The following is a 19001-nucleotide window of genomic DNA, read 5'->3' as shown; positions in this document are numbered from 1 at the left end:
AGCCACATCAATGATGCCGCGTCAGTACCCCGAACGGAGACAACAGGCCAAAGACGAGGCCCCGCCCGCCGTACGCGGCGGGCGGGGCCCGTGTGGGTGAAGCCGTTTTCTGGTGTCTTACGCGGTTGACGCGGCCGATTCCCGGGGCCGGGCCGCCGACTTTCGGAGCCCGGCGGACGGCGCCCGGGGCGCGGCTGCCCGCGCCGGGGTCAGCGGCGGGCCCGGTTGACCGCGGAGACGACCGCCTTCAGGGAGGCCCGCACGATGTTGGCGTCGACGCCGACGCCCCACAGCACCCTGCCGTCGATCGCGCACTCGATGTAAGCGGCGGCCTGCGCGCCCGCGCCCTCGCTGAGCGTGTGCTCGGAGTAGTCCAGCAGCCGTACGTCCACGTCAATGGAGGCCAGCGCGTCGAAGAACGCGGCCAGCGGGCCGTTGCCGGAGCCGGTCAGCACGGTCTCGGCGCCGTCCACGACGGCCTCGACGGTGAGCGCGTCGGTGCCCTCGCTCGTGGTCGAGGTCTGCGCGGTGCGCAGCGCGATCCGGCCCCACCGGTTGTCGTCGGTGGGCAGATACTCGTCCTGGAAGACCGACCAGATCTGGGCCGGGGTGACCTCGCCGCCCTCGGCGTCGGTCTTGGCCTGAATAATCTTCGAGAACTCGATCTGCATCCGGCGCGGCAGGTCCAGCTTGTGGTCGTTCTTCAGGACATAGGCGATGCCGCCCTTGCCGGACTGCGAGTTGACGCGGATGACCGCCTCGTACGAGCGGCCGACGTCCTTGGGGTCGATCGGCAGATACGGGACCGCCCACTCGATCTCGTCGACCGTCCTGCCCTGCTCGGCCGCGGTCGCCTCCATCGCCTCGAACCCCTTCTTGATGGCGTCCTGGTGGGAGCCGGAGAAGGCGGTGTAGACCAGATCGCCCGCGTAAGGGTGGCGCGGGTGGACCTCCATCTGGTTGCAGTACTCGGCGGTCCGACGGACCTCGTCGATCTGCGAGAAGTCGATCTGCGGGTCGACGCCCTGGGAGAAGAGGTTCATGCCCAGCGTCACCAGGTCCACGTTGCCGGTGCGCTCGCCCTGCCCGAACAGGCAGCCCTCGATGCGGTCCGCGCCCGCCATGATCGCCAGCTCGGCGGCGGCGACGGCGGTGCCGCGGTCGTTGTGCGGGTGGACGGACAGGCAGATGTGCTCGCGCCGGGACAGATGGCGCGACATCCACTCGAAGCGGTCCGCGTGCGTGGAGGGGGTGGACCGCTCGACGGTGGCGGGCAGATTGAGGATGATCTCCCGGCCGGCCTCGGGCTGCCAGACGTCCATGACGCCCTCGCAGACCTCCAGCGCGAAGTCCAGCTCGGTGTCGGTGAAGATCTCCGGGCTGTACTGGTAGCCGAAGACGGTCTCGTCGCCCAGGATCTTGTCGGCGTACTCCATCACCAGCCGGGTGCCGTCCACCGCGATCTGCTTGACCTGCTCACGGGAGCCCCGGAAGACGACCCGGCGGAAGACCGGCGCCGTGGCGTTGTACATGTGGACGGTCGCCTTGTGGGCGCCGCGCAGGGACTCCACGGTGCGCTCGATCAGCTCCTCGCGCGCCTGGGTCAGGACGGAGATCGTCACGTCCTCGGGGATCGCGCCCTCTTCGATGATCGACCGTACGAAGTCGAAGTCGGTCTGCCCGGAGGAGGGGAAGCCGACCTCGATCTCCTTGTAGCCCATGCGTACCAGCAGGTCGAACATCTCGCGCTTGCGGGCCGGCGACATCGGGTCGATCAGCGCCTGGTTGCCGTCGCGCAGATCGGTGGACAGCCAGCGAGGGGCGGCGGTGATGCGGTTGTCCGGCCAGGTGCGGTCGGGGATGTCCACGGCCTCGTACTGGCCGTACTTGTGGATCGGCATCCCGGACGGACGCTGGGTGACGCTCGCGGCGGTGATCGGCGTACGGCGGCCCACAGGGCTCTGGGCGCTCGCGGAATGATCAGACGTGCTCATGATGCGTAGGGCTCCTCGTATGTCCGCTGGGCGGCCGACGAGGCGTATGCACTGCAACGCCGAACTCCGCGGGGAGGGGGTCGGCCTACGACTACAGGCCCTCGCCGCGGCAGCTAAGAAGAAGCAGCCCGAAACGCATGATGCGTAGAAGCGTAACCGAGAGCCGAGGGACCGGCCGACCCGTATCACTATCCGGGATGACGTATCCGCCGCTCCCATCCTGCGCGAATGGCCGTCAACCACTCGTTTTCGGGAATCGCGACGTCAAGGCGTGACAACCGATGTACAGAGTGCCACATTGCGTCGTATGGACGTCAACGCGAACAACCGCCCTGTTTTCTGCACCATCGTGCCGCCGCATGTCCTCGACAAACTGGCCCGCGCCGAGGACCCCGCGCTGGCCGAGCCCGCCCGCCGCACCCTGGAGCGCGACGCCCTGGAGCGCACCCGCCGCCGCATCACCACCGTCCGCGGCGCCGCGGCCCCCACCGGGGCCCCCTCCGACAAGCCCAAGCGCACCATCTTCGACGCCGGGCACCAGGAGACCCTGCCGGGGAAGAAGGTGCGCGCCGAGGGCGCCCCGGCCACCAGCGACGACACCGTGACCCGCGCGTACGACGGTCTCGGCGCGACCTTCGAGATGTACCTGAAGGCGTACAACAGGCGTTCCATCGATGACTCAGGGCTGCCGCTGAAGGCCACCGTCCACTACGGCGAGGACTACGGCAACGCCTTCTGGAACGGCGAGCAGATGGTGTTCGGCGACGGCGACGGCGAGATCTTCAAGGACTTCACCATCCCCATCGACGTGACGGCCCACGAGCTCACCCACGGCGTCACCCAGTACACGGCCAACCTGGAGTACTTCGGCCAGTCCGGCGCGCTGAACGAGTCCATGTCGGATGTCTTCGGCTCGCTCACCAAGCAGTTCGCGCTCAGCCAGACCGCCGAGCAGGCCGACTGGCTGATCGGCGCCGGACTGCTGGCGGACCGCGTCACCGGCGTCGCGCTGCGCTCCATGAAGGCCCCCGGCACGGCGTACGACGACGATGTCCTCGGCAAGGACCCGCAGCCGGCGACGATGGAGCACTACGTCCGCACCTCGCGCGACAACGGCGGGGTGCACATCAACTCCGGCATCCCCAACCACGCCTTCTACCTCGCCGCCCAGGCCCTCGGCGGCCACGCCTGGGAGCGGGCCGGGCAGATCTGGTACGACACCCTGATCGGCGGCGAGCTCGCCGCCGACGCGGACTTCGCCGCCTTCGCCCAGCTGACCGTGGCGACCGCGCAGTCCCGGTACGGCGACGGCGAGGAGCAGCGGGCGGTGCTGGACGCCTGGGCCAAGGTGGGCATCACCGACCTGCGGGCCCGCGTGGGCGTGCGCTGAAGGGTGTCCGGCGGCCACGCGGCGGCGCCTGTTCCCCACCCCGCCCCTTCCCACGGTGTCGATGTGCGGCTCCGCCGCGTGGGGGGCTCCGCCCCAGACCCGGGGGGGTCCAGGGGCGAAGCCCCATATCGGCAGGGGCGGGGTAGGGGACGAACCCGCCCCAGGCGTCAAGATCCGCCGGAGGCCGTACGGACGGATCTTTGGTGGATCTTCGCGCCTGCGGGCGGCGTGGGGCCGCACCGGGTACTGATGGATCCATGCGCATTTCCGTCATCCGCACCGGCGGGTTCGCCGGGATCGAGCGCCGGGCCGAGCTGGACACCGCCGGCCGGCCCGACGCCAAGCACCTGGAGGCCCTGGCCCACCAGGCCGTCGAGAGCGGGCACCTCGCGGCCCCGCGCGGCGTCCCGGACGGCTTCCACTACGAGATCGCGGTGGACGGCCGGACCGTCCACTGCGCCGACCCGCACCTGAGCGACGCCCAGCGCGAGCTGGTGCGCACGGTGCTCAAGGAGGGCGCGTAGCGCGTCCCCCAGTCAGAACCCCAGCTTGCGCGGCTCAGAAGCCCAGCTTGCGCAGCTGCTTCGGGGCCTCTCCTGTCCTGCCGCCCTCGCACCGCTCGGCCCCAGGGGGCCTCCCGGGCTTCGGACGACTGCGCCGGCCTCCGACCGGCGGTGACCAGTGCGGTCAGAAGCCCAGCTTGCGCAGCTGCTTCGGGTCCCGCTGCCAGTCCTTGGCCACCTTCACATGCAGGTCCAGGAAGACCGGCGTGCCCAGGAGCGCCTCGATGTGCTTGCGGGACTTCGTCCCGACCTCCTTCAGGCGCTTGCCCTTGGGGCCGATGATGATGCCCTTCTGGCTGGGGCGCTCGATGTAAAGGTTGGCGTGGATGTCGAGGAGGGGCCGGTCCGCGGGGCGGTCCTCGCGGGGCAGCATCTCCTCGACCACCACGGCGATGGAGTGCGGCAGCTCGTCCCGTACGCCCTCCAGCGCCGCCTCGCGGATCAGCTCGGCGACCATCACCTGCTCGGGCTCGTCCGTGAGGTCGCCCTCGGGGTAGAGGGCCGGGCTCTCGGGGAGCAGCGGCACGAGCAGATCCGCCAGCAGGCCGACCTGGTTGCCGCCCGTGGCGGAGACCGGGACGATCTCGGCCCACTCGAAGCCCAGCTCCTTGCCGAGCCGGTCGATGGCGATCAGCTGCTCGGCGAGGCGCTGGGAGTCGACCAGGTCGGTCTTGGTGACGATGGCGACCTTGGGGGTCTTCTTGATCCCGGCCAGTTCGCCCGCGATGAAGCGGTCACCGGGGCCGAGCTTCTGGTCGGCGGGCAGACAGAAGCCGATGACGTCGACCTCGGCCCAGGTGGTCCGGACGACGTCGTTCAGGCGCTCGCCGAGCAGGGTGCGCGGCTTGTGCAGGCCCGGGGTGTCGACGAGCACCAGCTGGGCGTCGGGGCGGTGCACGATGCCGCGGACGGTGTGGCGGGTGGTCTGCGGGCGGTTGGAGGTGATCGCGACCTTCGTCCCCACCAGTGCGTTGGTCAGGGTCGACTTGCCCGCGTTGGGGCGGCCGACGAAGCAGGCGAAGCCCGCGCGGTGCGGGGTGCCCTGCGGCTCGGGCTGGGAGGGGGACGTAGCGGCACTCATGGCGCCCATTGTCCCCGATGCCCCGGCCCCCGCGGACCAGACGGCTCAGCCGAGCAGACGGCTCAGCGGACCAGACGGTTCAGCCGAGCAGGGTGCCGGTGCCCTCGGGGGCGAAGGCGGCCAGGGCCTCGGCGATCCGGGCGAGGGTGGCGGGGGTGAGCTCGGCGCGGGCGGCGGCGAGGTTCTCCGCGATGTGGGCCGGGGTGCGGCTGCCCGGGATCGGCACGACGTGCTCGTACTGGTGCAGCAGCCAGGCCAGCGCCAGCTGCCCCGGGGTCAGGCCGAGGTCGGCCGCGATGGCGCGCAGCGGCGCGTAGCGGTCGTTGTTCGCCTGGAGGTTGCCCTCGTGGTAGCGCGGGATGAAGCGGCGGAAGTCGTCGGCGGGGATGTACTGGACCGTGCCGGTGAGGAAGCCGCTGCCGAGCGGGGACCAGGCCACGATGCCCACGCCCAGCTCGCGGGCGGTGGCCAGCAGTTCGGCGTCTACGGGGGTCCACATCGACCACTGGGCCTGCACGGCGGCGACCGGGTGGACGGCGTGGGCGCGGGCGAGCTGCTCGGCGGTGACGTTGGACAGCCCCAGGTGGCGGACCAGGCCGTCGGAGATCAGCTCGGCGACCGCGCCGACGGTGTCCTCGATCGGGACGGTGGGGTCGGGGAAGTGCGGGTAGTAGAGGTCGATCCGGTCGGTGCCGAGGGTGCGCAGGGAGGTCTCGGCGTAGCGGCGGACGTGGCGGGGCTCGGCGTTCACGGCCAGCTCGCCGTAGGTGTAGTTGACGGGGAAGGCATGCCCCTCGACGCCCTCCGGGCGGCGGAAGCCGAACTTGGTGGCGATGGTGACCTCGTCGCGGCGGCCCCGGACGGCCCGGCCGACGAGGCTCTCGTTGTGGCCGTCCGCGCCGTAGCCGTCGGAGGTGTCGATGTGGGTCGCGCCCTCGTCGAGGGCGGAGCGCAGGGCGGTCAGCGCGCGGTCGTCGTCGATCTCCCCGTACACGCCGGGGGACAGCACCATGGCGCCGTAGCCGATGGCGGTGGTCTTCAGGTCGCCGAGGGTGCGGGTGGGAAGGGCGGTCATGAGCTTGGCTCCTCGGAGCTGGGACGGGGCCGGAGGTGGTGGCCGGGGGCGTTCCCCCGGCCTGTTCTCAGCCTTCCGCCCGGACCCGGTGCGCGTCCAAGATCTGTCGTCATAGCCGACGGCTATGAGGGCCTGACCTCTATGTAGGGGCCGCTATGCAGGGGCCGCTCAGACCTGGACCGTGGTGCGCAGCCCGCCGTCGGGGCCCGCCAGCAGCACCGGGGTGCCCTCCCCGCCCAGGTCGCGTACGGCCGCGAGGTCCTCGTCCGGGAGGGCCTCCGCGTCGGACACCACGGCCGCGGCCTCCAGGGACTTCGCCCCGCTGGCGAACGCCATGGCGACGGCGGTCCGCAGCGCGCTCAGCGGGAGCGAGGGGAGGGCGACCGTGCCGGCGACATACGTACGGCCCGTCTCGTCGCGTACGGCGGCGCCCTCCGGGACGCCGTTACGGGCCCGCGCGGAGCGGGCGAGGGTGACGATCTTGCGGTCTTCGGGGTCCAGGGGTGCGGCTTCGCTCATGCGGACGAGCATAGGCGGCACGGTCCGGCGAGGGCCGGGGCCTCAGTCCTCCGGCTCGGTCTCCGTCGTGGCGCGGACCGGTTCGACCAGGACCGTGACGATCCGGTTGCGTCGGCCGGCCGTGGATTCCGCGGTCAGCCGCAGCGACTTGAGGTCGGAGTCCGGGCCGCCGTCCTCCACCGCGACCTCCGCCGTGGCGCCCGCGATCGGCACCCGCCCCAGCGACTTGGCCAGCAGCCCGCCGACGGTCTCCACGTCCTCGTCGTCCAGGTCCGTGCCGTACAGCTCGCCGAGGTCGTCCAGGCCGAACCGGGCGGTGACGCGGTGGATGCCGTCGCCCAGGTCCTGGACCGGCGGGAGCTCACGGTCGTACTCGTCGGTGATCTCGCCGACGATCTCCTCGAGGATGTCCTCGATGGTGACGATCCCGGCCGTGCCGCCGTACTCGTCGACCACGACCGCGACGTGGTTGCGCTCCTGCTGCATCTCGCGCAGCAGGTCGCCCGCGTTCTTGGTGTCGGGCACGAAGGCGGCGGGCCGCATGGCGGTGGAGACCAGCTCGGACTCGGCCTCCCGGTTGATGTGCGTCTTGCGGGCCAGGTCCTTGAGGTAGACGATCCCGACGATGTCGTCCTCGTTCTCCCCGGTGACCGGGATCCGGGAGAAGCCGGAGCGCAGCGCGAGGGTCAGGGCCTGGCGGATGGTCTTGAACCGCTCGATGACCACCAGGTCGGTGCGCGGCACCATCACCTCGCGCACCAGGGTGTCGCCGAGTTCGAAGACGGAGTGCACCATGCGCCGCTCCTCGTCCTCGATCAGCGACTCCTTCTCCGCGAGGTCCACCAGGGCGCGCAGCTCCGCCTCGGAGGCGAACGGGCCCTTGCGGAAGCCCTTGCCGGGGGTGAGGGCGTTACCGATGAGGATCAGCAGGGGCGGGATGGGGCCCATGACCCGGGCCAGGGGCAGCAGCACATAGGCGGCGGCGGTCGCGGTGTTCAGCGGGTGCTGGGCGCCGATGGTGCGCGGCGAGACGCCGACGGCCACATACGAGACGAGGACCATCACGCCGATCGCGATGGTCAGCGCCTTCCAGGTCTCGTCGAACTCGCGCAGACAGGCGTAGGTGACGAACGCGCCGGCCGCCATCTCGCAGGCGACCCGCACCAGCAGCGCGACGTTCAGATAGCGGGTGGGGTCCTCGGCGACCTGCATCAGCCTGGCGCTGCCGCGCCGCCCGGCCCGCACGGCCTCCTCGGCGCGGAAGCGGGTGGTGCGGGCCAGGCCGGCCTCGGCGCAGGCCGCCAGCCAGGCGACCACCACCAGCAGGACGGCGGCTGTGATCAGTCGGCCGGTCATCGGGTCGTGGGGGCCGGGGAGGGGCCGGTCATGCCGCGCTCGGCGCGCCAGCCGTCGACGATGGCGGCCTGGAGGCCGAACATCTCAGCACGCTCGTCCGGCTCCTCGTGGTCGTAGCCGAGGAGGTGGAGGACGCCGTGGACGGTGAGGAGCTGGAGCTCCTCGTCCATCGAGTGTCCGGTCGGCGCCTCCTCCCCCTGCTTCTTGGCGACCTCGGGGCAGAGCACGATGTCCCCGAGGAGGCCCTGCGGGGGCTCCTCGTCGTCCTTCGCGGGCGGGCGCAGCTCGTCCATGGGGAAGGACATGACATCGGTGGGCCCCGGCAGGTCCATCCACTGGATGTGGAGCTGCTCCATGGCGTCGGCGTCGACGACGATCACCGAGAGCTCGGAGAGCGGGTGGATACGCATCCGGGCCAGGGCATAACGGGCGACATCCAGCACCGCGCGCTCGTCGATCTCCGTGCCGGATTCGTTGTTGACGTCGATCGCCATAAGAGTGTTGTTTTACTTTCCGTTCCGGCTGTCGTACAACTCGTACGCGTCGACAATACGGCCGACCAGCCTGTGGCGGACCACATCGGTGCTGGTGAGCCGGGAGAAGTGGACGTCCTCGACGCCCTCCAGGATCTCCTGCACCTGGCGCAGACCGCTCTTGGTCCCGTTGGGGAGGTCGACCTGGGTGACATCACCCGTGATCACGATCTTGGAGTCGAAGCCGAGCCGGGTGAGGAACATCTTCATCTGCTCGGGGTTCGTGTTCTGCGCCTCGTCCAGAATGATGAACGCGTCATTGAGCGTGCGGCCGCGCATATACGCCAGCGGCGCGACCTCGATCGTGCCCGCGGCCATCAGGCGCGGGATGGAGTCGGGGTCGAGCATGTCGTGCAGCGCGTCGTACAGCGGGCGCAGATACGGGTCGATCTTCTCGTAGAGCGTGCCCGGCAGGAAGCCGAGCCGCTCGCCCGCCTCGACCGCTGGCCGGGTCAGGATGATCCGGGTGACCTGCTTGGACTGCAGGGCCTGGACCGCCTTGGCCATGGCCAGATAGGTCTTGCCGGTACCTGCCGGGCCGATGCCGAACACGACGGTGTGCTTGTCGATGGCGTCGACGTAGCGCTTCTGGTTGAGCGTCTTGGGGCGGATGGTGCGGCCGCGGTTGGAGAGGATGTTCTGCGTGAGCACCTCGGCGGGGGACTCCACGCCGGTCTCGCCGTTCTCCGCGGAGCGCAGCATGGCGATCGAGCGCTCCACCGCGTCCTCTGTCATCGGTTGACCGGTGCGGAGCACCAGCATCATCTCGTCGAACAGACGCTGGATGAGGGCGACTTCCGCGGGGTCCCCGGTCGCGCTGACCTCATTGCCCCGCACATGGATGTCGGTCTCCGGGAAGGCCTTCTCGATGACGCGCAGCAGCGAGTCGCCCGATCCCAGCACCATGACCATCGGGTGCTTGGTCGGGACCTTGAACTGCGCATGCGCCTGGCGTGCTGTGGTTGGTTGCGTCATGGGCCGGCTCTGAGGCCTGCTCCTACCTCCTCTTGCGGGGTTCTCGTTGCTCGACAACCTCGAGTACAAGGGTACGACGGAGCACCGACAAGACCCGAGCCCTTTTACCGGGCTGCTTTGGCGGAGGTGGCGGAGGTGGCGTGGGTGTCGGGGGCGGCGGGGGCGGCGGGGGTGGCCGGGGTGGCGGAGGGGCCGGATGTGGTTCACGCCTGACGGAAGCCGATCGTGGGCACCGCCCGGCGCAGCGGCCAGGGGCGGGCGGCCGCCGGGAGGATCCGGTCCAGGAAGGCGTAGCGGCGCAGCGCGGAGCGGTCCTGGTCGTCGTACGACTTGGCGTGCTGCCACCAGGCGGCGATCTCCACCCAGCCGGGCGCCGACAGCGAGCCGCCGAACTCCTGCACGGACAGCGCGGCGCTCAGCCCCGCGAAGGCCAGCCGGTCGGCGAGCGGCCACTGGGCGAGGGTGCCGGTGACGAAGCCCGCGACGAACACATCGCCCGCCCCGGTCGGGTCCAGGGCCTCCACGGCGATCGCGGGCACCTCGGCGGTCTCGCCGGTCCGCCCGTCCACCGCGTACGCCCCCTCGGCGCCCAGGGTGACCACCGCCAGCGGCACCTTGTCGGCGAGCGCGCGGGCGGCGGCGCGCGGGCACTCGGTGCGGGTGTACCGCATCGCCTCGGCCGCGTTCGGCAGGAACGCCTCGCAGTGCTCGAGATCGGCGAGGTCGGCCGGATCCCAGCGGCCGGTGTCGTCCCAGCCGACGTCCGCGAAGACCATGCTGCCGTGGCCGACCGCCTGGGTGACCCACTCCTCGCGGCTCCCCGGGACCAGGGAGGCGATGGCCGCGCGGGCCGGGGGCGGGCAGGTGGGGGCGGGCTCCTCGGGCGGCGGCGCCTCATGGCCGTGGGAGACCATGGTGCGCTCGCCCTCGTAGGCCATGGACACGGTCACCGGGGAGTGCCAGCCGCGCACCGTACGGGACAGCGACAGGTCGATGCCCTCGCCGCGGTCCAGGGCGTCGCGGCAGTAGTCCCCGTACATGTCGTCGCCGAAGGCGGCGGCGAGCGAGGTGCGCAGGCCCAGGCGGGCCAGCGCGGTGGCCATGTTGGCCACCCCGCCGGGGCTGGAGCCCATGCCGCGCGCCCAGGACTCGGTGCCGCGCACGGGGGCGGAGTCCAGGCCGGTGAAGATGATGTCCAGGAAGACCGAGCCGGTGAGATAGACGTCACAGCTGGGGTCGCCGGGTCTGCGGACGGCCTCGAGCGGGTCGAGCAGCGGGTACTCGGCCGGGTACTGGTACTCCGCCGCGAGCGGTTGGCCGTGGTCTGTGGTCACCGTGCGCTCCCAGATCGGACCGGCCTCGTCGCCGGTCCCGTTCGGTCGATCTCGTTCAGTGGATCTCGTGGGTCTCGTTCAGCGGATGCCACCGCATGGTGTGGCGAATGCGGATGAATGCGGCCGCTGGATGCGACTGCGGCCAGTGTGCACGATGGCACCGACAGCGGGGCCGTACCGCTGAACGGCCGGCCCCCTGAGCGGCCGGCCCGTGAGCGCTCAGCGCCGCTTGGGCACCGCCACGCTCATCAGGTCCTGCGCCACCGTGAGCTCCCCCGCGAAGCCCGCCGCCCGCGCCTGGCGCTCGAAGTCGGTGGGGTCGCCGTACCGCTGCGAGAAGTGGGTCAGCACCAGGTGCCGCACCCCCGCCTCCGCGGCCAGCCGCGCCGCCTGCCCGGCCGTGAGATGCCCGTACTCGACCGCCAGCGGCTCGTCCTCGTCCAGGAAGGTGGACTCGATGACCAGCAGGTCACAGCCCTGCGCCAGGGCGTGGGCGCCCTCGCACAGCCGGGTGTCCATGACGAAGGCGAAGCGCTGCCCGCGCCGCACCTCGCTGACCTCCTCCAGCGTGACCGTGTGCCCCTCCCGCTCCAGCGCCCCCTCCTGCTGGAGCCGGCCGACCTCCGGACCGCGGATGCCGTGCGCCGCGAGCCGCTCGGGCAGCATGCGGCGGCCGTCGGGCTCGGTCAGGCGGTAGCCGTAGGACTCGACCGGGTGGGAGAGCCTGCGCGCCTCCAGCGTGTACCCGGCGGTCCGCGCCAGGACCCCGCCCTCACCGCTGATCGGCGCCTCGGCCAGCGATACGGTCTCGCGGTACGCGGTCGCGTAGCGCAGCCGCTCGAAGAAGCGCTGTCCGCTCGCCGGGTAGTGCGCGGTCACCGGGTGCGACACCCGGTCCAGGTTGATCCGCTGGATCACCCCGGCCAGGCCCAGCGAGTGGTCCCCGTGGAAGTGCGTGACACAGATCCGGTCGATGTCGTGGGCCGCGACCCCCGCCCGCAGCATCTGGCGCTGGGTGCCCTCGCCCGGGTCGAAGAGCAGGCCCTCGCCGTCCCAGCGCAGCAGATAGCCGTTGTGGTTGCGGTGTCGGGTCGGCACCTGGCTCGCGGTGCCCAGGACGACCAGTTCACGTACGGACAACGGGTCTACCCGGGGGGCCAGTTGAAGCCGCGGCCGCCCAGGATGTGGGCGTGCGCGTGGAAGACGGTCTGGCCCGCGCCCGAACCGGTGTTGAAGATGACGCGGAAGCCCGTGCCGTCGATCTCCTCGTCGGCGGCCACCGCGCCCGCCTCGCGCAGTATGTCGGCGGCGATCTGCGGCTCGGCGACCGCGAGGGAGGCGGCGTCCGGGTAGTGGACCTTGGGGATCACCAGGACGTGGGTCGGCGCCTGGGGGTTGATGTCCCGGAAGGCGAGGGTCGTGTCGGTCTCGCGGACGACGGTCGCCGGCACCTCTTTAGAGACGATTTTGCAGAACAGGCAGTCGGCCTGCGGTTCTCCCGCCACCGGTGGCTCCTTACGCGTCGTCGGCCGGTACGGCACCGGATGCTACCGGCAGGCCCGGAGGCCGCGCGCCGGAACCGCGTGGTGGTCCCACACCACCCGCCGAGAGCATGCGTCACCGACCACCGACCACCGGCTCCCGCTACTTGCCGCCGGTCTCCGTGCCCTTCGTGCCGTCCGTGCCCTGCGTGGTCCGCTTGTCCCACGGGTGGGTGGTGCTCCGGGACGGCCTGGGATGCCCCGTCTTCCGCGCGTTGCAGTCGCCGATCACATTCGCCTGGAAGACCTGGTGGCCGTCCACCTTGGCGGTCAGGTCGCCCCGTACGCAGATGTTCTTGCGCTCGTAGGTGACGGTGCCGGTGACCCGGATCGCGCGGTCGTCGTTGGTCCTGCCCCGGCAGTCCACGGATGCCTTCGCGTCCTTCGACGGGCCGGAGGTGTGCTTGCCCTTCACATCCGCGTTGCAGGTCATCCAGCGCACGTCGATGCCGCCCTTCTCGAGCGCGCGCGTGCTGACCCGGTCCGTGGTGAAGGCCACGCCGATGGAGTTGAGTCCGGAGTCGTTCCTGGGCTCGCACGCCGCCAGGGCGCCGATCGCCAGGGCCGCCGCCGCCACCGCGAGGAGCCCGTTCCTTTGATGCCTCAATGCCCCCATAGAGAGAGGTTCCCACCGCTGCGGGGTGAACCGGAAGTGCACACTCGGCCACATGATCCGCCGATCGGCCGGGACAAAAGAGGCGGGCGGTGGGGGCGGTCTCAGCTCCAGCGGCCCGTACGGCCCAGCAGCAGCGCGACCGCCGCCGTCCCGGCCGTGGAGGTGCGCAGCACGGTCGGCCCCAGGCGGTACGGGCGCGCCCCCGCCTCGGCGAAGGCCGCCAACTCCTCGGGGGACACGCCCCCTTCCGGGCCGACCACGAGCACGACGCTTCCCTCGCCGGGCAGCGGCGCGGTCGCGAGCGGCTCGGCGCCCTCCTCGTGGAGCACGGCCGCGAAGTCGGATTCGGCCAGAAGACGGGCAACCTGGCGGGTCGTCATCGCGTCCGCCACCTCGGGGAAGACGAGCCGGCGCGACTGCTTGCCCGCCTCCCGGGCCGTCGACCGCCACTTGCCCAGCGCCTTCAGGCCGCGCTCGCCCTTCCACTGGGTGACACAACGCGCCGCCGCCCAGGGCACGATGGCGTCCACGCCGGTCTCCGTCATGGTCTCCACGGCCAGTTCGCCGCGGTCGCCCTTCGGCAGCGCCTGGACCACGGTGATCCGCGGGCTCGGCGGCGCCTCATGGCGCACCTCGGCCACCTCGACCACCAGCCGGTCCTTGCCCTCGACGGCCGCCACGGCGCCGAAGGCGCCCGTACCGGCCCCGTCCGTCAGCACCACCGGCTCGCCCACGCGCAGCCGGCGCACCGACACGGCGTGGCGCCCCTCGGGCCCCTCGAGCGCCAGCCGCGCCCCCACGGCCGCCCCCGCCAGGGAGTCGGCCACGAAGACGGGAGCGGTCATGACACGGCTCCCTTGTCCAAGGCGATGCCCAACCCCTCACGCGCCGCGTCCAGTTCGACGGTCAGCACATCCACCAGCCGCGCGGCGGGCAGCTCCCGGGCCAGCCGGTGCCCCTGCCCCGCCCACAGCGCCATGCCCTGCGGGTCGCCGGCCTTCGCCGCCGCCTTCCGCAGCCCCGAGGTGAGGTGGTGCACCTGGGGGTAGGCGGCCGGGGCGTAGCGGCCGTGCTCGCGCATGAAGCGGTTGACCAGCCCGCGCGCGGGACGCCCAGAGAAGGCCCGGGTCAGCTCGGTGCGGCCGAAGACCGGGTCGGTCATGGCCCGCTTGTGCAGGGCGTTGGCCCCCGACTCGGGGCAGACCAGGAACGCGGTCCCCAGCTGGGCCGCGACCGCGCCCGCGGCCAGCACCCCGGCGATCTGCGAGCCGCGCATCAGCCCGCCCGTCGCGATGACCGGGATCTGTACGACCTCCCGGACCAGCGCGAGCAGCGACAGCAGCCCGAGCCCGGCACCCGTGCCGTCGGCGCGCGGATCGTCGCGGTGCGTGCCCTGGTGGCCGCCCGCCTCCACGCCCTGGACGCACACGGCGTCCGCGCCCGCCCACTGGGCGGCCTGCGCCTCGGCGGGCGAGGTCACGGTCACGACCGTCCGCGTGCCGGCCCTGCCGATGGCGTCGAGGACGGCGCGGGTGGGGCAACCGAAGGTGAACGAGACGACCGGGACCGGGTCGTCGAGCAGAACGGCCAGCTTGGCGTCGTACGCGTCGTCGGAGCCCGCGTCGGGGTCGCCCAGCGGGGTGTCGTACCAGGCCGCCTCCCCGGCGAGCTGCTCGCGGTAGACCGCGACGGCGGCGGGGTCGGCGGTGAGGGGCTGCGGCATGAACAGGTTCACGCCGAAGGGCCGGGCGGTCTGCCCCCGCAGCTGTTTGATCTCCTCGTACATCGCCTCCGGCGTCTTGTAACCGGCGGCGAGGAACCCGAGACCGCCGGCCTCGGAAACGGCGGCGGCCAGCTGCGGGCAGGAGGCCCCGCCCGCCATCGGGGCCTGCACGATCGGGTACCGAAAGAGATCGGTCAGCGCGGACGACATGACAACATCGTGTCATGTCCTCCGCACCGATCTGTACTCGGCTCAGGGCCCGTTGGACGGACCGCGTCCCCGAGGGGCTCCGGGCGCCTACCGTCCGTTGAACGCGTCCTTCAAGCGCGAGAACAGGCCCTGCTGCCCCCGCTTACTGCATCCCCCGGGGGCCCACCCCCGGACCCCCGGCCGGGCGCCTACCGTCCGTTGAACGCATCCTTAAGGCGCGAGAACAGCCCCTGCTGTCCTGGCTTGAATTCGCCTAGCGGCCGCTCCTCGCCCCGCAGCTTGGCCAGCCGCCGCAGCAGCTCCTCCTGCTCCGGGTCGAGCTTGGACGGGGTCTGGACCTCGACGTGGACGATCAGGTCGCCCCGGCCGCCGCCGCGCAGGTGGGTGACGCCGCGCTGGTGGAGCGGGATCGACTGGCCGGACTGGGTGCCGGGCCGGATGTCGACCTCCTCCAGGCCGTCGAGCGTCTCCAGGGGCACCTTGGTGCCCAGGGAAGCCGCCGTCATGGGGATGGTCACCGTGCAGTGCAGATCGTCGCCGCGGCGCTGGAAGACCGGGTGCGGCAGCTCGTGGATCTCCACATACAGATCGCCCGCCGGGCCGCCGCCCGGGCCGACCTCGCCCTCGCCGGCGAGCTGGATCCGGGTGCCGTTGTCCACACCGGCCGGGATCTTCACCGTCAGCGTCCGCCGCGAGCGGATCCGCCCGTCGCCCGCGCACTCCGGGCACGGGGTCGGCACCACGGTGCCGAAGCCCTGGCACTGCGGGCACGGCCGGGAGGTCATGACCTGGCCGAGGAAGGACCGCGTCACCTGGGACACCTCGCCGCGGCCGCGGCACATGTCACAGGTCTGCGCCGTGGTGCCGGGCGCCGCGCCCTCGCCGCTGCACGTCGTACAGACGACCGCGGTGTCGACCTGGATGTCCTTGGTGGTCCCGAAGGCCGCCTCGTTCAGCTCCACATCGAGGCGGATCATGGCGTCCTGGCCGCGCCGGGTCCTGGACCGCGGGCCGCGCTGCGAGGCGGTGCCGAAGAACGCGTCCATGATGTCGGAGAAGTTTCCGAAGCCCGCGCCGAAGCCGCCCGCGCCGCCCCCGGCGCCGCCCGAGGCGGAAAGCGGGTCGCCGCCCAGGTCGTAGACCTGCTTCTTCTGGGGATCGGACAAGACCTCGTAGGCGGCGTTGATCTCCTTGAACCGCTCTTGGGTCTTGGGATCCGGATTCACGTCCGGGTGCAGCTCGCGAGCGAGCCGGCGGAATGCCTTCTTGATCTCGTCCTGCGAGGCATCACGCCGCACGCCCAGGACTGCGTAGTAGTCCGTCGCCACTTACGACTCCGCCAGGATCTGTCCGACGTAACGTGCCACTGCGCGTACCGCTCCCATCGTTCCGGGGTAGTCCATGCGGGTCGGTCCGACCACGCCGAGTTTGGCGACCGCCTCGTCGCCCGAACCGTAGCCGACCGCCACGACCGAAGTGGAATTCAGGCCCTCGTGAGCATTCTCATGCCCGATCCGTACGGTCATACCCGAGTCCTTCGCCTCGCCGAGCAGCTTGAGCAGGACGACCTGCTCCTCCAGCGCTTCCAGCACGGGCCGGATCGTCAGGGGGAAATCATGGCCGAAGCGGGTGAGATTGGCGGTGCCGCCGATCATCAGCCGCTCCTCGGTCTCTTCGACCAGCGTCTCCAGCAGCGTGGCCAGGACCGTCGAGACGGTCCCCCGGTCCTCCTGTTCGAAGGACTCGGGCAGGTCCTGCACCAGCCGCGGCACATCCGAGAACCGCCGGCCCACGACCCTGCTGTTCAGCCGGGCCCGCAGGTCCGCGAGCGACTCCTCGCTCACGGGCGCCGGGCAGTCCACCATCCGCTGCTCGACCCGCCCGGTGTCGGTGATCAGAACCAGCATCACCCGCGCCGGGCTCATCGACAGCAGCTCGACATGGCGGACCGTCGAGCGGGTCAGCGACGGGTACTGCACCACCGCGACCTGCCGGGTCAGCTGCGCGAGCAGCCGGACCGTGCGCCCCACCACGTCGTCGAGGTCCACGGCACCGTCCAGGAAGTTCTGGATGGCCCGCCGCTCCGGCGTGGACAGGGGCTTCACCCCGGCCAGCTTGTCGACGAACAGCCGATAGCCCTTGTCCGTGGGAATGCGCCCGGCGCTCGTATGCGGCTGGGCGATGTAGCCCTCGTCCTCCAGAGCCGCCATGTCGTTGCGCACCGTAGCCGGGGAGACGCCCAGCCGGTGCCGCTCCGTGAGGGCTTTGGAGCCGACCGGCTCCTCCGTCCCCACATAGTCCTGGACGATCGCACGCAGTACCTCGAGTCTGCGTTCGCTGAGCACCGCGCACCTCCAGTCCAGCCGTCTCATCAGGTGTTCCCCCTGGCACTCAATGGTCACGAGTGCCAGAACCCCTCAGCCAGTGTACGGCGGGGTGCCGTGGCGGGGGCAAGAGCCGACGCTTTGCCACCGCTGGAGCTAGCGTCTCCGTATGGACACCCGTTGGGAAGAGGCGCGCTGGGAACATCTCACGCCGTCCGTGGCCCGGTGCCGCCTGCCCGGCTGGGACGCGACGGTCGGCGCGATCGCCGGGCGGACCGGCGTCCTGGTCGTCGACACCGGCGCCGACCTCGCCGAGGGCGCCTGGGTACGCCGGGAGATCACCCGCCTCTTCGGCCGCCGCCCCACCCATATCGCCCTCACCCACCCCCACTTCGACCATGTCCTCGGCACCGCCGCCTTCGCGGGCTGCCAGGTGTACGGGGCCGCCGGGCTCGACGAACTGCTGCGCCGCGAGGGGGACGTGCTGCGTGACGACGCGGTGCGCCACGGCGCGAACCCCGATGCCGCCGGGGAGGCCGCCGACCACCTGGTGCGGCCGCACCACGCGGTGTGCGGCGAGCTCACCCTTGACCTGGGCGGCCGGACCGTCCTGCTGGCGAACGTGGGCCCCGGCCACACGGCCCACGACCTGGCCGTGCTCGCCGCCGGGCAGGCCCCGGGCGAGCCCGAGGTGGTCTTCTGCGGGGATCTGGTCGAGGAGTCGGGGGCGCCCCAGGCGGGTGCCGACGCGATCCCCGGCCAGTGGCCCGCCGCCCTGGACCGGCTGCTCGCCCTCGGCGGCGAGGACGCGGTGTACGTCCCGGGGCACGGCGCCGCCGTGGATGCCCGTTTCGTCCGGGCGCAGCGCGCGGAACTCGCGGCTCGTTTCGGCGTGTCCTCCTGACGGCGGCGCCGCGGCGCTAGGGTCACTCGGGTGCGACAGTACGACCCGGACCTGACCCCGCCCTGGAAGCGCCAGGCGCCCGCGCCCGAGGTGCCCGCCGACCCCGACCTGGTCGTCGAGGAGGTCACCACCGGGTTCTGCGGTGCCGTGATCCGCTGCGAGAAGACCGCGGAGGGCGCCACGGTGACTCTGGAGGACCGCTTCGGCAAACATCGGGTCTTCCCCATGGAGCCGCGCGGCTTCCTCCTGGAGGGCCGTGTCGTCACCCTGGTGCGCCCGCGCGCCGCCGCCCCCGCGGCCCCGCGCCGCACGGCCTCCGGCTCCATCGCGCTCCCCCAGGCCCGTGCGCGGGTCGCCCGCGCGGGGCGCATCTACGTCGAGGGGCGCCACGACGCGGAACTGGTCGAGCGGGTGTGGGGGGACGATCTGCGCATCGAGGGCGTGGTCGTGGAGTATCTGGAGGGGATCGACGATCTGCCCGCCATCGTCCGCGAGTTCTCCCCCGGCCCCGACGCCCGCCTGGGTGTGCTGGTCGACCATCTGGTCCCGGGCACGAAGGAGTCCCGTATCGCGGCCGAGGTCACCGGCGAGCACGTCCTGGTCGTCGGGCACCCGTACATCGACGTGTGGGAGGCCGTGAAGCCCTCCTCGGTGGGCATCCCCGCCTGGCCGACGGTGCCGCGCGGCCAGGACTGGAAGACGGGCGTCTGCCGGGCGCTGGGCTGGCCCGGGAACACGGGGGCCGCGTGGCAGCGGATCCTGTCCTCGGTCCGCTCCTACAGGGATCTGGAGCCGGCGCTGCTGGGGCGGGTGGAGGAGCTGATCGACCATGTGACCGTGGGCGGTCCGGCCGGGCCGTAGGC

19 protein-coding genes are annotated in these 19001 nt (G+C 71.8%); 4 read left to right on the top strand and 15 right to left on the bottom strand.

The features are described 5' to 3' along the window. Positions 1–209: 209 nt before the first annotated feature. Complete coding sequence (gene leuA, locus ABTY62_RS07860) at positions 210–1994, bottom strand: 2-isopropylmalate synthase (protein WP_352128511.1); 1785 nt, start codon at positions 1992–1994, stop codon at positions 210–212. Between the two features lie 307 nt (positions 1995–2301). On the opposite strand from leuA, the gene ABTY62_RS07855 reads away from it, so the two are divergent. Next, entirely contained in the window at positions 2302–3384 is a 1083-nt protein-coding gene (locus ABTY62_RS07855; protein ID WP_352128510.1) for a M4 family metallopeptidase, read from the top strand. Between the two features lie 257 nt (positions 3385–3641). Continuing rightward, positions 3642–3908, top strand: a complete 267-nt coding sequence (locus ABTY62_RS07850; protein WP_311722505.1) for a protealysin inhibitor emfourin — start codon at positions 3642–3644, stop codon at positions 3906–3908. Positions 3909–4071: 163 nt separating this feature from the next. On the opposite strand, the gene era is transcribed toward ABTY62_RS07850, so the two are convergent. From era to hrcA, 14 genes are all read right to left on the bottom strand, one after another. Next, complete coding sequence (era, locus tag ABTY62_RS07845) at positions 4072–5037, bottom strand: GTPase Era (protein WP_502997418.1); 966 nt, start codon at positions 5035–5037, stop codon at positions 4072–4074. Between the two features lie 70 nt (positions 5038–5107). Beyond that, complete coding sequence (locus ABTY62_RS07840) at positions 5108–6103, bottom strand: aldo/keto reductase (protein ID WP_352128508.1); 996 nt, start codon at positions 6101–6103, stop codon at positions 5108–5110. A 168-nt stretch (positions 6104–6271) separates the two neighbouring features. Further along, a complete protein-coding gene (locus tag ABTY62_RS07835; protein ID WP_352128507.1) occupies positions 6272–6634 on the bottom strand; it encodes a cytidine deaminase-like protein in 363 nt (120 codons plus the stop codon). Positions 6635–6664: 30 nt separating this feature from the next. Further along, entirely contained in the window at positions 6665–7978 is a 1314-nt protein-coding gene (locus ABTY62_RS07830) for a hemolysin family protein (protein WP_352128506.1), read from the bottom strand. Further along, positions 7975–8472, bottom strand: coding sequence for an rRNA maturation RNase YbeY (gene ybeY, locus ABTY62_RS07825; RefSeq protein ID WP_311722500.1), 498 nt, complete (start codon positions 8470–8472; stop codon positions 7975–7977). Before ybeY ends, ABTY62_RS07830 begins: the two co-directional genes overlap by 4 nt. Before the next feature lie 12 nt (positions 8473–8484). Beyond that, positions 8485–9486 carry a PhoH family protein gene (locus ABTY62_RS07820; RefSeq protein WP_311722499.1) on the bottom strand — a complete coding sequence of 334 codons (1002 nt, stop codon included), beginning with the start codon at positions 9484–9486 and terminating at the stop codon, positions 8485–8487. Between the two features lie 203 nt (positions 9487–9689). Then, entirely contained in the window at positions 9690–10820 is a 1131-nt protein-coding gene (locus ABTY62_RS07815; RefSeq protein ID WP_502997417.1) for a carbohydrate kinase family protein, read from the bottom strand. A 219-nt stretch (positions 10821–11039) separates the two neighbouring features. After that, positions 11040–11960 carry a ribonuclease Z gene (locus ABTY62_RS07810; RefSeq protein WP_352128505.1) on the bottom strand — a complete coding sequence of 307 codons (921 nt, stop codon included), beginning with the start codon at positions 11958–11960 and terminating at the stop codon, positions 11040–11042. Positions 11961–11965: 5 nt separating this feature from the next. Then, on the bottom strand, positions 11966–12325 hold the full coding sequence (locus tag ABTY62_RS07805; RefSeq protein ID WP_352128504.1) for a histidine triad nucleotide-binding protein: 360 nt from the start codon (positions 12323–12325) through the stop codon (positions 11966–11968). A 139-nt stretch (positions 12326–12464) separates the two neighbouring features. After that, positions 12465–12977 carry a hypothetical protein gene (locus tag ABTY62_RS07800; RefSeq protein ID WP_352128503.1) on the bottom strand — a complete coding sequence of 171 codons (513 nt, stop codon included), beginning with the start codon at positions 12975–12977 and terminating at the stop codon, positions 12465–12467. 101 nt (positions 12978–13078) lie between these two features. Further along, positions 13079–13822 carry a 16S rRNA (uracil(1498)-N(3))-methyltransferase gene (locus ABTY62_RS07795; protein WP_352128502.1) on the bottom strand — a complete coding sequence of 248 codons (744 nt, stop codon included), beginning with the start codon at positions 13820–13822 and terminating at the stop codon, positions 13079–13081. Continuing rightward, complete coding sequence (locus tag ABTY62_RS07790) at positions 13819–14910, bottom strand: nitronate monooxygenase (RefSeq protein ID WP_352128501.1); 1092 nt, start codon at positions 14908–14910, stop codon at positions 13819–13821. Before ABTY62_RS07790 ends, ABTY62_RS07795 begins: the two co-directional genes overlap by 4 nt. Before the next feature lie 188 nt (positions 14911–15098). Then, a complete protein-coding gene (gene dnaJ / locus ABTY62_RS07785; protein WP_352128500.1) occupies positions 15099–16238 on the bottom strand; it encodes a molecular chaperone DnaJ in 1140 nt (379 codons plus the stop codon). Then, entirely contained in the window at positions 16239–17255 is a 1017-nt protein-coding gene (hrcA, locus tag ABTY62_RS07780) for a heat-inducible transcriptional repressor HrcA (RefSeq protein WP_311722921.1), read from the bottom strand. 148 nt (positions 17256–17403) lie between these two features. Between hrcA and ABTY62_RS07775 the strand changes: the two genes are divergently transcribed. Together ABTY62_RS07775 and ABTY62_RS07770 are read left to right on the top strand one after the other, a co-directional pair. Further along, positions 17404–18138 (top strand): MBL fold metallo-hydrolase, encoded by a 735-nt coding sequence (locus ABTY62_RS07775; RefSeq protein ID WP_352128499.1) that lies wholly within the window; start codon positions 17404–17406, stop codon positions 18136–18138. A 30-nt stretch (positions 18139–18168) separates the two neighbouring features. Beyond that, a complete protein-coding gene (locus ABTY62_RS07770; protein WP_352128498.1) occupies positions 18169–18999 on the top strand; it encodes a DUF3097 domain-containing protein in 831 nt (276 codons plus the stop codon). Positions 19000–19001: the final 2 nt, after the last annotated feature.

Source organism: Streptomyces sp. NPDC097640, assembly GCF_040302705.1.
Taxonomy (GTDB): Bacteria; Actinomycetota; Actinomycetes; order Streptomycetales; family Streptomycetaceae; genus Streptomyces.
The sequence above is the reverse complement of the archived record's forward strand: the minus strand, read 5'-3'. Positions and strand labels throughout refer to the sequence as shown.

Coding starts and splice junctions, on each gene's coding strand:
- leuA (WP_352128511.1), bottom strand. CDS start 1,994: ATGAGCACGTCTGATCATTCCGCGAGCGCCCAGAGCCCTGTGGGCCGC.
- ABTY62_RS07855 (WP_352128510.1), top strand. CDS start 2,302: ATGGACGTCAACGCGAACAACCGCCCTGTTTTCTGCACCATCGTGCCG.
- ABTY62_RS07850 (WP_311722505.1), top strand. CDS start 3,642: ATGCGCATTTCCGTCATCCGCACCGGCGGGTTCGCCGGGATCGAGCGC.
- era (WP_502997418.1), bottom strand. CDS start 5,037: ATGGGCGCCATGAGTGCCGCTACGTCCCCCTCCCAGCCCGAGCCGCAG.
- ABTY62_RS07840 (WP_352128508.1), bottom strand. CDS start 6,103: ATGACCGCCCTTCCCACCCGCACCCTCGGCGACCTGAAGACCACCGCC.
- ABTY62_RS07835 (WP_352128507.1), bottom strand. CDS start 6,634: ATGCTCGTCCGCATGAGCGAAGCCGCACCCCTGGACCCCGAAGACCGC.
- ABTY62_RS07830 (WP_352128506.1), bottom strand. CDS start 7,978: ATGACCGGCCGACTGATCACAGCCGCCGTCCTGCTGGTGGTGGTCGCC.
- ybeY (WP_311722500.1), bottom strand. CDS start 8,472: ATGGCGATCGACGTCAACAACGAATCCGGCACGGAGATCGACGAGCGC.
- ABTY62_RS07820 (WP_311722499.1), bottom strand. CDS start 9,486: ATGACGCAACCAACCACAGCACGCCAGGCGCATGCGCAGTTCAAGGTC.
- ABTY62_RS07800 (WP_352128503.1), bottom strand. CDS start 12,977: ATGGGGGCATTGAGGCATCAAAGGAACGGGCTCCTCGCGGTGGCGGCG.
- ABTY62_RS07795 (WP_352128502.1), bottom strand. CDS start 13,822: ATGACCGCTCCCGTCTTCGTGGCCGACTCCCTGGCGGGGGCGGCCGTG.
- ABTY62_RS07790 (WP_352128501.1), bottom strand. CDS start 14,910: ATGTCGTCCGCGCTGACCGATCTCTTTCGGTACCCGATCGTGCAGGCC.
- ABTY62_RS07775 (WP_352128499.1), top strand. CDS start 17,404: ATGGACACCCGTTGGGAAGAGGCGCGCTGGGAACATCTCACGCCGTCC.